Annotated in this window: 9 protein-coding genes, 1 tRNA gene and 1 riboswitch; of the genes, 7 read left to right on the plus strand and 3 right to left on the minus strand. The window is 63.5% G+C overall.

All coding sequences use genetic code 11. From position 1 onward, the window contains the following. Nucleotides 1-16: 16 nt before the first annotated feature. A complete protein-coding gene (locus tag ACBR42_RS04195; RefSeq protein WP_371207346.1) occupies nt 17-1291 on the minus strand; it encodes a L,D-transpeptidase in 1275 nt (424 codons plus the stop codon). 228 nt (nt 1292-1519) lie between these two features. On the opposite strand from ACBR42_RS04195, the gene rfbB reads away from it, so the two are divergent. Continuing rightward, on the plus strand, nt 1520-2575 hold the full coding sequence (rfbB, locus tag ACBR42_RS04200) for a dTDP-glucose 4,6-dehydratase (protein ID WP_102324922.1): 1056 nt from the start codon (nt 1520-1522) through the stop codon (nt 2573-2575). Next, nucleotides 2575-3480: a glucose-1-phosphate thymidylyltransferase RfbA gene (rfbA, locus tag ACBR42_RS04205; protein WP_102325270.1), complete on the plus strand. Its 906-nt coding sequence runs from the start codon at nt 2575-2577 to the stop codon at nt 3478-3480. Before rfbB ends, rfbA begins: the two co-directional genes overlap by 1 nt. A gap of 31 nt (nt 3481-3511) precedes the next feature. Here the strand turns inward: rfbA and ACBR42_RS04210 are convergent, their stop codons facing one another. Both ACBR42_RS04210 and gmk read right to left on the minus strand, forming a co-directional pair. Then, nucleotides 3512-4744 carry a multidrug effflux MFS transporter gene (locus ACBR42_RS04210; RefSeq protein ID WP_282759059.1) on the minus strand — a complete coding sequence of 411 codons (1233 nt, stop codon included), beginning with the start codon at nt 4742-4744 and terminating at the stop codon, nt 3512-3514. 145 nt (nt 4745-4889) lie between these two features. Further along, entirely contained in the window at nt 4890-5552 is a 663-nt protein-coding gene (gmk, locus tag ACBR42_RS04215; RefSeq protein WP_371207347.1) for a guanylate kinase, read from the minus strand. 93 nt (nt 5553-5645) lie between these two features. On the opposite strand from gmk, the gene ACBR42_RS04220 reads away from it, so the two are divergent. From ACBR42_RS04220 to ACBR42_RS04240, 5 genes are all read left to right on the plus strand, one after another. After that, nucleotides 5646-6482 carry an SDR family oxidoreductase gene (locus tag ACBR42_RS04220; protein WP_162900414.1) on the plus strand — a complete coding sequence of 279 codons (837 nt, stop codon included), beginning with the start codon at nt 5646-5648 and terminating at the stop codon, nt 6480-6482. Nucleotides 6483-6519: 37 nt separating this feature from the next. Further along, nucleotides 6520-9813: an efflux RND transporter permease subunit gene (locus ACBR42_RS04225; RefSeq protein WP_118962678.1), complete on the plus strand. Its 3294-nt coding sequence runs from the start codon at nt 6520-6522 to the stop codon at nt 9811-9813. Between the two features lie 70 nt (nt 9814-9883). Next, nucleotides 9884-9960, plus strand: a tRNA-Arg gene (locus ACBR42_RS04230). A 275-nt stretch (nt 9961-10235) separates the two neighbouring features. Beyond that, nucleotides 10236-11450, plus strand: a complete 1215-nt coding sequence (locus tag ACBR42_RS04235; protein WP_371207348.1) for a cytochrome bc complex cytochrome b subunit — start codon at nt 10236-10238, stop codon at nt 11448-11450. A 62-nt stretch (nt 11451-11512) separates the two neighbouring features. Continuing rightward, nucleotides 11513-11615: riboswitch (TPP riboswitch) on the plus strand. 106 nt (nt 11616-11721) lie between these two features. Then, entirely contained in the window at nt 11722-12639 is a 918-nt protein-coding gene (locus tag ACBR42_RS04240; RefSeq protein WP_371207433.1) for an ABC transporter substrate-binding protein, read from the plus strand. The last annotated feature ends 16 nt before the right edge of the window (nt 12640-12655 follow it).

Below are 12655 nucleotides of genomic sequence, written 5' to 3' on the forward strand. Positions count from 1 at the left end.
GCCACAATGCCCGTATTCAGCCTGACCCGGCCTGCTGCTCCGGCGCAGATTCCTGTGGAGCGGGCGCAGGCGCGTCACCGGGCGACGGGGGCAGCGGCACGATGCGCATGGGCGGGCGTGGCGGTCTGTCATCCGGCGGGGAAGCAGGTCCCGGCGGCTGCACGACCGGCTGGGGCGTTACTACAGGTGGGGGCGGTGACACAGGTGCCGGTTGTGACTGTTGCGCAGGCGGTAGCGTCGGCACCGGACGCGGCACAACAGGGATTGGGGGCACGGCAGACCGTTGCCCGGTGGGCGACGGCGGCGGGACATAGGCGACAGCCGGTTGCGGTCGGGACGGCAGTTGCGCGATGGGACGCGGCCCGGCTGACGGCGGTGTGGATGGAGATTGTGCTGCGGGGGATGGCTGACCCGCTGTATTGGACGCTGCAAGGAACTGGGCAAAATCAGCCTGTATTTTCTGGGCCTGCGCCGGATCGGACAGGGGGGCCTGGGGATCGGACGTGTCGATCACGATCACCCGGTCCCCTTCCAGCGCTGTGGGGACATGTTCCGCGCCCAGCAGGGCGCGCACGCCGCGCGCCTTCTGCGGGTCGGTCTGCGCGATCAGGTCAAGCTGGCGGTCCAGCAGGCCATGGCGGTCGATAAAACTGTTCACGCGCGCCGGGATGCGGATGCACCCTTCCGAATCCGCCTGCCCCAGCCGGGATTCAAGGAAGGTCGGGTCCGTGGCATGCATCTCCAGCCGGACGACCGCCACGCTTCCCTTGCGCCGCCAGTCCTCTGTCGTCTGCCAGCCGAAATCCCATACCCGCATGCCCTTTTCGCCATTGCCGCGTATGCCGTGTTCGTTCCTGGTGCCCAGTGCGCGATACCCGTAAATCTGGCCATCATTGACGAAGATGCCTACCGGCGTGCGGAAATGTTCCTTCCGCCCCGGTCGACCCGTGCTGACCGCCACCATGCCCAGCGGGGTCAGTTGATGGGCCGCCGTATCAGCCAGCACGAACCACATGAGCTGAACGGTGGGCGCACGGTCCACCACCAGCACGATTTCCGCATCCTGCGGCCAGCCATTGGCCTGATCCAGCACATCGACCGTCAGGGCCATGGCGCGCTGTGTCTGGCGCGGGCGCATCTGCCGGACACCAAGTTCGTGCTGCATGTCATGCTGGAGCATGCTGGCGGCATCGGGGACGGAGGTGGCCCCCGCACGGGCACCACCCTGCGTCATGAACAGGATGGTCAGGACCAGGAAACGCAACCGGATCAGGCGCATCGGAAACATCATGCAGGCAGGCTACCTTGGTCGGGGACGTGCAATAACCCTGTTATATCGTATTTGGTCATATGTTCGCAGCATGCTGACATTCCGTAAATCACATATCCCACCCGCGCGGCGCGCCGGACCGGCCCCACAGTCAGCCGCCCCGGTCATGTAACGGGAAATACAGGGCGGATATTTGTGGGATCTTAATATTTTACCTGTCTGCTACGATTTTTAATGTGGTGGATTCCCATGCGCATCTTAATAACCGGCGGGTGCGGGTTTATCGGGTCGGCGGTCGTGCGCCATCTGATCAGACACACGCGCCATGAAATCCTGAATATCGACTGCCTGACCTATGCGGCCAGCCCGCATGCGGTGGAGGAAGCGACTTCTTCCTCCCGCTATCGCATGCGGCATTGCGACATATGCGATACGTCCGCCGTGCTGGCGGCATTTGAGGCCTTCCAGCCCGATGCGGTGATGCATCTGGCGGCCGAAAGCCATGTGGACCGTTCGATCGACAGCGCGCATGCCTTCGTCCAGACCAATGTGACGGGCACCTTTTCCATGCTGGAGGCCGCGCGCATGTACTGGCAGGCGCTGCCCCCCGTGCTGCGGGACAGTTTCCGCTTCCATCATGTCTCCACCGATGAGGTGTTCGGCATGCTTGGCCCGGACGATCCACCCTTTACCGAAACCACGCCCTACAGCCCCAGCAGCCCCTATTCCGCCAGCAAGGCGGCATCCGACCATCTGGTGCGGGCATGGCGGCATACTTACGGCCTGCCGACCTTCATTACGAACACCACCAATAATTACGGTCTCTGGCATTTCCCTGAAAAACTCGTGCCGCTGACGATAATCAACGCCATCGAGGGCCGCGCCCTGCCCATTTATGGCGCGGGCGACAATATCCGTGACTGGCTGTTCGTGGACGACCATGCACAGGCGCTGGTATGCGCCGTGGAACGGGGCCAGCCGGGCGAAACCTATGCCATAGGCAGCCGCCAGCCCCGTACCAACCTGCAGGTCGTTCGCACCATCTGCGACATTCTGGATGAACTGCGCCCCGACCCGATGGGAACGCATGCGCGGCTGATCGAACATGTTCAGGACAGGCCGGGCCACGATTTCCGGTATGAAATCGACCCATCCCATGCGGAACAGGCGCTGGGCTGGACGGCACGGCATGATTTTGAAAGCGGCATAAGGCTGACCGTGCGCTGGTATCTCGACCATGCGCCGTGGTGGCAGGCCATCCGTAACCGGCGCTATGGCGGCCAGCGGCTTGGACAGGTGGCATGATGCGGCATGACGAAGGGCAGAAGCCTGCTACCAGGGGCATCCTGCTGGCAGGGGGATCGGGCACGCGCCTGCATCCCATGACGCTGGCGACCAGCAAGCAGTTGCTGCCGGTCTATGACAAGCCGATGATCTATTATCCGCTATCGACCCTGATGATGGCGGGTATCCGCGATATCATGATCATTTCCACGCCACAGGACCTGCCGCAGTTCCAGCGCCTGCTGGGGGATGGCGCGCAGTTCGGTGTCCGCTTCACCTACCGTATCCAGCCCGCGCCACAGGGCATTGCGCAGGCATTCCTGATCGCGGGTGACTGGCTGGCGGGGGCACCGTGCGCCCTGATACTGGGTGACAACCTGATTTTCGCCGATCACCTGCCCGCCATGCTGCGCACCGCGGCCCACCGGCCCGATGGGGCGACGGTTTTCGCCTATCAGGTGCGCGATCCCGAACGCTATGGGGTCGTGACATTCGATCGTCATGGCCGGGCGCTGGACATTGTGGAAAAACCTGAACACCCCCCTTCCAACTGGGCTGTGACCGGCCTTTATTTCTACGATGGACGGGTGGGAGAGTTTGCCACCCGCCTACACCCCTCCGCACGCGGTGAACTGGAAATCACCGACCTCAACCGCCTGTATCTTGAAGACAGCACGCTGCATGTCGAACGGCTTGGGCGCGGCTGCGCATGGCTGGATGCGGGCCTGCCCGAAAGCCTGATGCTGGCGGGGTCATTCGTCCATACCGTGCAGTCACGTCAGGGCATGCTGGTCGGATCGCCAGAGGAAACGGCCTTCCGCATGGGTTACATAAACGAAAGCCAGCTCCGCACGCTGGCCGGGCAGATGAAAAAGACCGAACTGGGGCGGACACTACGCGATATCGCGGACCGGCAGCCGGTCTGAGGGGGGCGGGAAAACGCCCCTCCGCGCGCCCCTATTTCCGTCCGTGGGCGCGGCGGTCACAGGCATGGCGCCAGATGTTGCACAGCCCCATGCAGGTTCCCCCGCCCATCACCACCACGGCCAGAGGCGCGGGGCTGTGGAATGGCACATGGCCCAGAATGAAGCCGCTGCCTGCGGCGAGGGAGAACTGGATCGTGCCCATCAGCGCCGACGCGCTGCCAATCTGGTGGCCGTGATGGGTAAAGGCCATGACCGTTGCATTGGGTCCCACAAACCCCAGCGAGGCGGTAATGCACATGATCAGCACGCAGACCAGCAGCGGATGCGCCGGACCCGCCACACCCGCCAGCGACAGGACAAGACAGGTCAGCGCGGCCAGCAGGCAGCCCACCACCCCCCGGTCCAGCAGGCGCGACAGCGACACGCGATGCACCAGCATGCCATTAAGCTGGGCCGTGGCGATGAACATGCCCGCATTGAGGCCAAAGAACGCCCCGAACTGACCGGGCGTGAAATGCAGCAGGTGTTCAAACACCATGGGTGCCGAGGTGATGTAGGCGAACATGATGAAGGACGAAAAACTGTTGATCAGCGCACTGGACATGAACACCGGCTCACGCACCAGCCCGGCGTAGCGGGCAATCATGCCGGTGGCGGAAAAGGTGATCCGTTTTTCCCGTGGCATGGTGTCGCCCAGTGTCGCCACCACCACCACCAGCGCCAGTACGCCGTACCAGACCGCAATCCAGAAAATCCAGCGCCAGTGCCCGACGGACAGCACCAGACTGCCCAGCGAGGGCGCCAGTATGGGCATGACGCCAAAAACCAGCATAAGCTGCGACATGATCCGCGCGCAGGTCGCTCCGGTCGCCACGTCGCGCACGATGGCGCGTGGAATGACCGCGCAGGTCGCCCCACCCAGTGCCGCGATAAAACGGCACAGGCAGAACAGGTTGAATGACGTGACCTCCGCACAGCCAAGGGAGCCGACCGAAAATAGCACCAGCCCCCCCAGAAGCGGCACGCGGCGTCCCAGCCGGTCGGATATGGGACCAAGGCTGAACTGCCCGATCGCAAGCCCCGCGAACCACGCCGCCAGCGTGATCTGGCTGGCCCCGGCCTGCCCGCCCGCCAGTTCCTGATCCATGGCCGGAAAGGCGGGCAGGTACATATCCGTGGCAAGGGGCCCGATTGCCGTCAGCAGCCCCAGCAGGGCAATCATCCAGAATGGCAGGGCGGAATCGGACGGGCGAGGAGCAGGCATGATGATCCGGCAGGGAAATTAAAAAGGCATGCACGCGGCAGGCGGAAGCATATCCCCGCATTTCATGCCGCTTGTCCATCAATGCTATCGCATGAAACACATGCCAGCGGCGTAACCCCCACGCCGTACCATGCAGCCTGCCGTGTCAGACCCCGAAACTGGCCACCAGATCCGTCAGTCCGATCTGGCGGTGACGTTGCAGCCGGGCCGCGACCAGCACGGCGCGGGCTTCCGCAATGGCCTGATCCAGTTCGGAATTGATGATGACATGGTCGAATTCGTTCCAGTGCGAGATCTCGTCGCGCGCGGCCTGCATGCGGCGCGCGATCTCATCGGCCTCATCCGATGCGCGTCCGTTCAGGCGACGTTCCAGTTCCGCGATGGACGGGGGCAGGACGAACAGGCCGACCACATCAGCGGGCAATGCCGCACGGATCTGGCGGTGTCCCTGCCAGTCGATGTCGAACACCATGTCGCGCCCTTCCGCCAGGGCCTGTTCAACCGGCGCGCGCGGCGTGCCGTATCCCCGGCCGAATACGGTCGCCCATTCCAGCATCTCGCCTGCTTCCGCCATGCGGCTGAATTCTTCCATGGTGCGGAAGTGGTAATGGATTCCGTCACTTTCCCCCGGTCGGGGCTGGCGGGTGGTGACGGACACGGAATGCAGCAACTGGGGTTCGGACGCGCGCAGCGCATTGGCGATGGTGGACTTGCCCGCCCCGGACGGGGCTGAGATAACCAGACATACCCCCCTGCGCCGAACCGGAACCGCCGGGGTTGCACGGGGGGGGCTGAAGGTCTGGCTCATGCGGTTCTCCATAATTGGTGGCCGTACACAAATACCGGCCGGCTGCGCAAAGGGGGTAGCGCAGTTCTAACAGGGTGTATGTATTCTGCGAACATGAAACAGGAATCGATACTCATCACCGGCGCCTCCTCCGGTATCGGACGCGGCATCGCCCTGGCCCTTGCCCGGCCGGGCCGCAGGCTGCATCTGGGGGGGCGAAACCACGCCAACCTGCGTGACGTGGCGGCACGCTGCATCGCACGCGGGGCGGATGCGCGCATCCGGGTGCAGGATGTGCGCGAACGCGCGGGCATGGATGACTGGATAACCGGCACGGGCACGCTTGACCTCGTTTTTGCCTGCGCGGGGATTACGGCATCCACCCGGGGCGGCGAGGAAGCCCCCTACGAACCGGATGACCAGATCCGGCGCATGTTCGCCACCAACGTGGACGGCGTGATCAATACGGTGCTTCCGGCGCTGCAGGTCATGCGCGCCCAGCCGCGCGGGAGCGATGGCGTGCGCGGGCGCATCTGCGCCATGTCATCCGTGGCGGGGCTTGTCTCGTTTCCCGGAACGCCGTCCTATTGCGCGTCCAAGGCGGCGGTGGACCGTTTCATGGTGGCGACGGGCGGCAACATGGCGCGGGCCGGTATCCTCCTGTCCAGCGTGTGCTGCGGTTTTGTCGCAACCCCCATGACCGCAGGCAACACTTTCCCCATGCCCGGCCTGACACAGACCGGCGATGCCGTGCGCGCCATCATATCCGGCGTGGCGGAGGGCAGGCGGCGCATCTTCTTCCCGTGGTGGCTGGCCGCGGGGTCGCGCTTCATGGACCTGCTGCCCATCAGGATTGCGGAATCCTACTATTTCCGTCAGGCGGCGGGACAGGCAGGCACCATGCCCGAAACCGGCCTGACACCCGAAGACGGGACAGCACCATCAGCATGAACGTGGACTGCATGAAGGTCAGGGTCGGTCACAGTCGATGAACCTGTGCCGCGTTTTTATCCTGCGCCCGGTTGCGACCACGCTGCTGGCCGCAGCCATCCTGCTGTCCGGACTGTTTGCGTATCGGGTGCTGCCGGTGGGCGATCTGCCCGATATTGCCGTTCCGGTCATCTACATCATGGCCACGCAGCCCGGTGCGTCACCCCAGCAGATGGCAAGTTCCGTCACCACCCCGCTGGAACGCAGGCTGGGACAGATCGCGGGTGTCAGCGAGATTGAATCCGATTCAAGCCAGGATACCGCCTTCATCCTGCTGACGTTCAACGAAACCACCAATATCGACGCGGCGGCCAACGATGTTGAAGCCGCGCTGCGCGCCGCGCGCGCGGACATGCCCGCCACCCTTCAGTCCCAGCCGCAGTACTGGAAGGCCAACCCGTCCGACAACCCCATCCTGATCCTTGCCCTGACATCGGACACGCAGCCGGTATCGGAACTGTACGACATCGCCAAGACCCGGCTGCAGCCCCTGCTGTCGCAGGTGCAGGGGGTGGGCTGGGTGGAAATCGCGGGCAGTTCGGCCCCTGCCGTGCGGGTGGAAATCAATCCGTGGCCCCTGTTCAAATACGGGCTGGGGTTCGAGGACATCCGTTCAGCCCTTGCTTCAGCCAACGCCAATACGCCCAAGGGCATCATAGAAAACGACACCACCCGCTATACGCTGGCCACCAACGATCAGGCCCGTGTGGCGGCGCAGTACCGCAACCTGGTCATCGGCTACCGTGACAGCCGTCCCGTAAGGCTGCAGGACGTGGCCAGCGTGCGTAACGGTGTGGAAAACGAACGCCAGATCGGCTTCCTGAACGGTCACCGCGCCGTCATGGCCATCATCCGCCCCCGGGCGGGGGCCAACGTCATCCACGTCATTGATGAAATCAAGGCCCGCGTTCCCACCCTGCGCGCGGCCCTGCCGCGTGGGGTCACACTTGTCCCGGCCATGGACCGTTCCGTTACCATCCGCGCATCGCTGGCGGATACGCAGTGGACGCTGCTGGCATCGGTCGTGCTGGTGGTGGGGGTGGTGCTGGTTTTCCTGCGCACGGTGCGCTCGACCCTGATCCCGGCCATTACCGTCCCCATTTCGCTGGCGGGTACGCTGGCGTTCATGGCGCTGTTCCATTTCTCGCTCGATATCCTCTCGCTCATGGCGCTGACGATCGCGACCGGCTTCGTGGTGGATGACGCCATCGTGGTGCTGGAAAACATCGCCCGCCACATGGAAGCCGGCATGGACCGCAAGGCTGCCGCGCTACGGGGATCGCGTGAAATCGGGTTTACGGTGCTGTCGATCACCATATCGCTGGTGGCGGTATTCCTGCCGCTGCTGCTGCTGGCGGGCACGCCGGGCAAGGTATTTTTCGAGTTTTCCATGACACTGGCGATCACCGTCACGGTCTCGCTGGTACTGGCGCTGAGCCTGACGCCCATGATGTGCAGCCTGTTTCTGGAAGTGGGCGAGAAGGCGCCCCCCGATGCCACCGCGCCATGGTGGCGGCGCTGGCCGCATCGCGCGGGCGACAGGCTGGAATGCGGGTACCAGTGGCTGCTGCGCCATTATGAACGCTCCCTGTCACTGGCGCTGCGCCATCATGTCCTGACCGCCATTACCCTGCCGCTCAGCCTTGGGGTGATGATTGCGGTGATCGTGTTCATGCCCAAGGGCATCCTGCCGAAGGAGGACGTGGCCCTGGTCATGAACTTCTTCCGGGCCGACCAGACCACGTCCTTTCCCGCCATGACGCAGAAAATCCGCGCCATAAGTGACGCGATGATGGTGGACAGGGACACGCAGGAAGTCATCGCCTTTTCCGGGGACACCAATATCGAAGGCCAGGCTTTCGCGCAGATGATCGACCGTTCCCGGCGCGATGACAGCCCGGACGACATGATCGCCCGCATCCATAAACGGCTGGAGGATATTCCGGGGCTCGACATTTCACTGTTTTCGGCAGGCGACATAAGCGGCGGCGGCGGACGGCAGAAGGAAGGCGCGTACCGCTACCTGCTGACCAGCGACAGCGCCGATGACATCTATACATGGGTGCCAAGACTGGCCGCCGCCCTGCGCACGGCCCCGGCCCTGCGCGATGTGACCACGAATGTCATGAATAACGGCGCGGCGATCCATGCCGACATCATCCGCGATCTTGCGGCGCGCTACCTTGTCACGCCACAACTGGTCAGCAACACGCTGTACGATGCCTTTGGCCAGCGCGCCGCATCCAATATCTCGACATCCCTCACCACCTATCATGTGGTGATGGAAGTTGCCGACCAGTACCGGACATCGCCCGATATCCTGAACAGCTTCCGCATCTCGACCGCCGGGGGCAGTCCCGGCGGCGGCACGGTATCCAATACCGTGCGCGTCACGACGCAGGCCGGGACACAGGCCAGCCGCAGCACGCAGCTCAGCCAGCAGTCCTTTCGCAACCAGATCGCCAACCGGCTGGCGGGGGGCAGTGCCGCGTCGAACGGCTCGGCCGTATCCTCCTCCACCGAGACCATGATCCCGCTTTCCGACGTGGCGCGTCTGGTGCCGCGTCCCACCGCCATCACCGTTTCCCATCAGGACGGGTTCGTTTCCGCCGCCATTTCCTTCAACCTTGCCCCCGGCATGGCGCTGAGCGATGCATCCGCCACCATAGCGGACACCATGATCAGGCTGCATGTGCCCCCTTCCATCCATGGCGGGTTCACCGGGCAGGCAGCCCAGTTCCAGTCAGCCATCATCAACGAGGTACTGATTTTCATCGCGGCCCTGTTCACGATCTACGTGACGCTGGGCATCCTGTATGAAAGCTACATCCACCCGCTGACCATCATGTCCACCCTGCCCTCCGCCGGGGTGGGGGCGGTGCTGGCGCTGTGGGCCAGCGGGCAGGAATTTTCGCTCATCACCATGATCGGGATGATCCTGCTGGTCGGGATCGTGAAAAAGAACGCCATCCTGATCGTGGATTTCGCCCTGCATGCCGAACGCGACCGGGGACTTTCCCCGCGCGATGCGATCCATGACGCCTGCATCCAGCGTTTCCGGCCCATCCTCATGACCACGCTGGCCGCCGCCCTTGGGGCCGTGCCACTCATCACCAACAGCGGCTACGGCATAGAAATGCGCCGCCCGCTGGGCATTACGGTGGTGGGCGGGCTTATGATGAGTCAGTTGCTGACGCTGTACACCACGCCGGTGGTCTATCTTTACATGGAACACATCCGCACATGGACCGTAGACAGGGCCAGACGGCTGCTGGCGCGCAGGCGGGGATGAAAAAATTTTCCATAAGCAAAAAAAGGGGGTTGCAGGGGTCAGCCGTGTCGGCTAGAAACCGCCTCACAGCGCACCCGTAGCTCAACTGGATAGAGCACCAGACTACGAATCTGGGGGTTAGAGGTTCGAGTCCTTTCGGGTGCGCCACTTTCCTTAAAAAACAGACTGTCATTCGGAAAATCGCCCTGAGCGGTCCCGTGCGCGCATCTGCGCGTCAACGACAGTCCATGCGGAGCCTGCCTGCCTGGTGGATCGCACGATCCGGTCGCGCGCGGTTTCCGTCATGCGCCACGGTGCCCGCCTGTGTGCAAGCCAGCCCTTCCCATGCGGGGGCGGGACGTTCCAAAAAGAAAGGTGCCTGCCGCCTGCGGGGCTGCTACACCCGTGGCTGATCTTTCTTTGTCTGAATTCAGGAAACAAGAATGAACGGGTCCGGCCTCCCCGAAAACATTCCCCCCCACGCGGAACCCGCATCGGGTGGCGGCGTCCTTTCGTGGATTGACCGCAGGCTTCCTGTCATCAGTGCTTTCCGCAAGGAATATGTGGACTTCCCCATGCCGCGTAACCTGAACGCGCTGTGGAATTTCGGGGCGATCCTGTGCGCCGTGCTGGTGCTCATGCTGGCGACCGGCATTTTCCTTGCCATGAACTACACGCCCACCGCGGCGGGCGCTTTCATGTCCATCGAGATGATCGAACGCCAGTTGCCCGGCGGCTGGGCGCTGCGCGCCATGCATGTCACCGGGGCGAGCCTGTTCATGGCCGCACTTTATATCCACCTGTTCCGGGGGCTGTACTATGGCTCCTACAAACAGCCGCGCGAGATTTTGTGGCTGTCGGGGCTGGGGCTGCTGGTCATGGTCATGGTCACAGCCTTTGCGGGCTATGTCCTGCCATGGGGGCAGATGTCCTACTGGGGGGCGGATGTTGCGGGCAAGGCGGTGGGGGCCGTGCCGGTTATCGGCCCCACGCTTGAACACATCATGGAAGGCAGCGACCAGTTGGGGGATATTTTCATCCACCGCTTTTTCGTGCTGCATTTTGTCATGGCCTTCGCCATCGTCGCCATTGTCGGGCTGCATGTCGCGGCCCTGCATGTACCGGGGCCGAACAACCCGACCGGCAAACCCCTGAACGCGCACGACACCGTCCCTTTCCATCCGTACTACACCACCAAGGACCTGACCGGGCTGGTGGTATTCGCACTGGTGTTCGCAGCCCTCGCCTTCCTGTGGCCCGACCTGCTGTCCGAACCGGAAAACTACCGTCCCGCCAACCCCCTGCACACGCCCGCCGATATCGAACCGGAATGGTATTTCCTGCCCTTTTACGGGATGCTGCAGTCTGTTCCGTCAAAATTCGGCGGCCTGCTTGCAGCAGGGGGATCAATCGCGATCCTGTTCGCGGTGCCATGGCTTGACCGATCCCCCATCCGTTCGGCCCGCTTGCGTCCGCTGTGCCGGGCTGGCATGGCGGGGCTGGTGGCGGCTTTCGTGCTGATGGGGCTGGTTGGACGCCACCATGCCGAAGGGGGCTGGATGATCGTGGGCCGGATCGCGACACTGTATTATTTCAGCTACTTCCTTGTGCTGCTGCCCCTGTGCGCACGGTGGGAAATGCGCGGCACGGCAGGCTGAGCCTGCCATCGCGCACGGTCCGCAAGCCGTGACTTGACGGGCGACGCCGCCTTCACACACTCTCTGCCCGACCGGGGTGCCCTGCAACAGAAGTGCCGGGCTGAGATCACACCCGTTGAACCTGATCTGGGTCATGCCAGCGAAGGGAGGCGTCCTGCCATGGCCCACCAAGCCTGCGCCCTGCCTGCCATCCGTCGCTGATACGCTGGAAGGAAGGCACATGCGCACCCTTGTCCATCATCTTTTCGCCCTGCTGGGGCTGCTGGCCTGCATGGTCGTGGCGACACCCGTGCGCGCCGCCGACCGGCAGGTGACCGTGGTGCTGGACTGGTTCCTCAATGCCGATCATGCCAGCCTGCTGGCCGCGCAGTATAGCGGCGCCTTCACCCGCCATGGACTTGATGTCAGGCTGATCGCGCCTGCCGATCCCGGATCGCCCGCCCGTCTGGTCGCGGCGGGACAGGCGGATATGGCCGTTTCCTACCAGACACAACTGGGCATGCTGGCCGATCAGTCCATTCCGCTGATGCGCGTGGGCACGCTGATTGACACGCCGCTCAACGTCCTGATCGCCAGTGACACCATCCATACCATTGCGGACCTGAAGGGCAGGACGGTCGGCATTTCCATGCCGGGGGTGGATGATGCGGCACTGGACGCGATGCTGCATTCGGCGGGGCTTGGCCTTGCCGACGTGCATCAGGTCAATGTCAATTTCCAGCTTGAACAGGCAATCATAAGCCATGCGGTGGATGCGGTGATCGGGGCCGTGCGGACCTATGAACTGATCGACCTGCAACAGAAAGGCGTCAGGGTTTCAGCCTTCTTCCCCGAGGAGCACGGCGTGCCCATGTCCGATGAACTGGTCCTGCTGGTGGGACGGGATCATGTGCGTGAGGCATGGATACGCGCCTTCATGGATGCACTGGCGGAAGGGACGAATACGCTTATCAACCACCCCGACACCATTCTGGCGCAGGCGATCCACGATCACCCGGAACTCGACACCCCGCTGAACCATGCGGCGTGGCAGGCGACGCTGTCGCGGCTGTGCAAACAGCCCGCGCTGCTGAACATACCGCGCTACCGGGCCTTTGCCGCCTTCCTGCATGCCCACGGCATGATGACCCGCGACATTGCGCTGGAACAGTATGCGGTTGACCCATTCAGCCTTGATCCCGCCCCCTGAAACCAGCCCCGTGCGG

It is taken from the genome of Komagataeibacter sp. SM21, from assembly GCF_041402665.1.
Taxonomy (GTDB): Bacteria; Pseudomonadota; Alphaproteobacteria; order Acetobacterales; family Acetobacteraceae; genus Komagataeibacter; species Komagataeibacter saccharivorans.

What these genes read in the sequence shown, in the direction of transcription:
- gmk (WP_371207347.1), bottom strand. Translation starts at nt 5,552, where the DNA reads ATGAGCCAGACCTTCAGCCCCCCCCGTGCAACCCCGGCGGTTCCGGTT.
- rfbA (WP_102325270.1), top strand. Translation starts at nt 2,575, where the DNA reads ATGCGGCATGACGAAGGGCAGAAGCCTGCTACCAGGGGCATCCTGCTG.
- ACBR42_RS04240 (WP_371207433.1), top strand. Translation starts at nt 11,722, where the DNA reads ATGGTCGTGGCGACACCCGTGCGCGCCGCCGACCGGCAGGTGACCGTG.
- ACBR42_RS04195 (WP_371207346.1), bottom strand. Translation starts at nt 1,291, where the DNA reads ATGATGTTTCCGATGCGCCTGATCCGGTTGCGTTTCCTGGTCCTGACC.
- ACBR42_RS04210 (WP_282759059.1), bottom strand. Translation starts at nt 4,744, where the DNA reads ATGCCTGCTCCTCGCCCGTCCGATTCCGCCCTGCCATTCTGGATGATT.
- ACBR42_RS04220 (WP_162900414.1), top strand. Translation starts at nt 5,646, where the DNA reads ATGAAACAGGAATCGATACTCATCACCGGCGCCTCCTCCGGTATCGGA.
- ACBR42_RS04225 (WP_118962678.1), top strand. Translation starts at nt 6,520, where the DNA reads ATGAACCTGTGCCGCGTTTTTATCCTGCGCCCGGTTGCGACCACGCTG.
- ACBR42_RS04235 (WP_371207348.1), top strand. Translation starts at nt 10,236, where the DNA reads ATGAACGGGTCCGGCCTCCCCGAAAACATTCCCCCCCACGCGGAACCC.
- rfbB (WP_102324922.1), top strand. Translation starts at nt 1,520, where the DNA reads ATGCGCATCTTAATAACCGGCGGGTGCGGGTTTATCGGGTCGGCGGTC.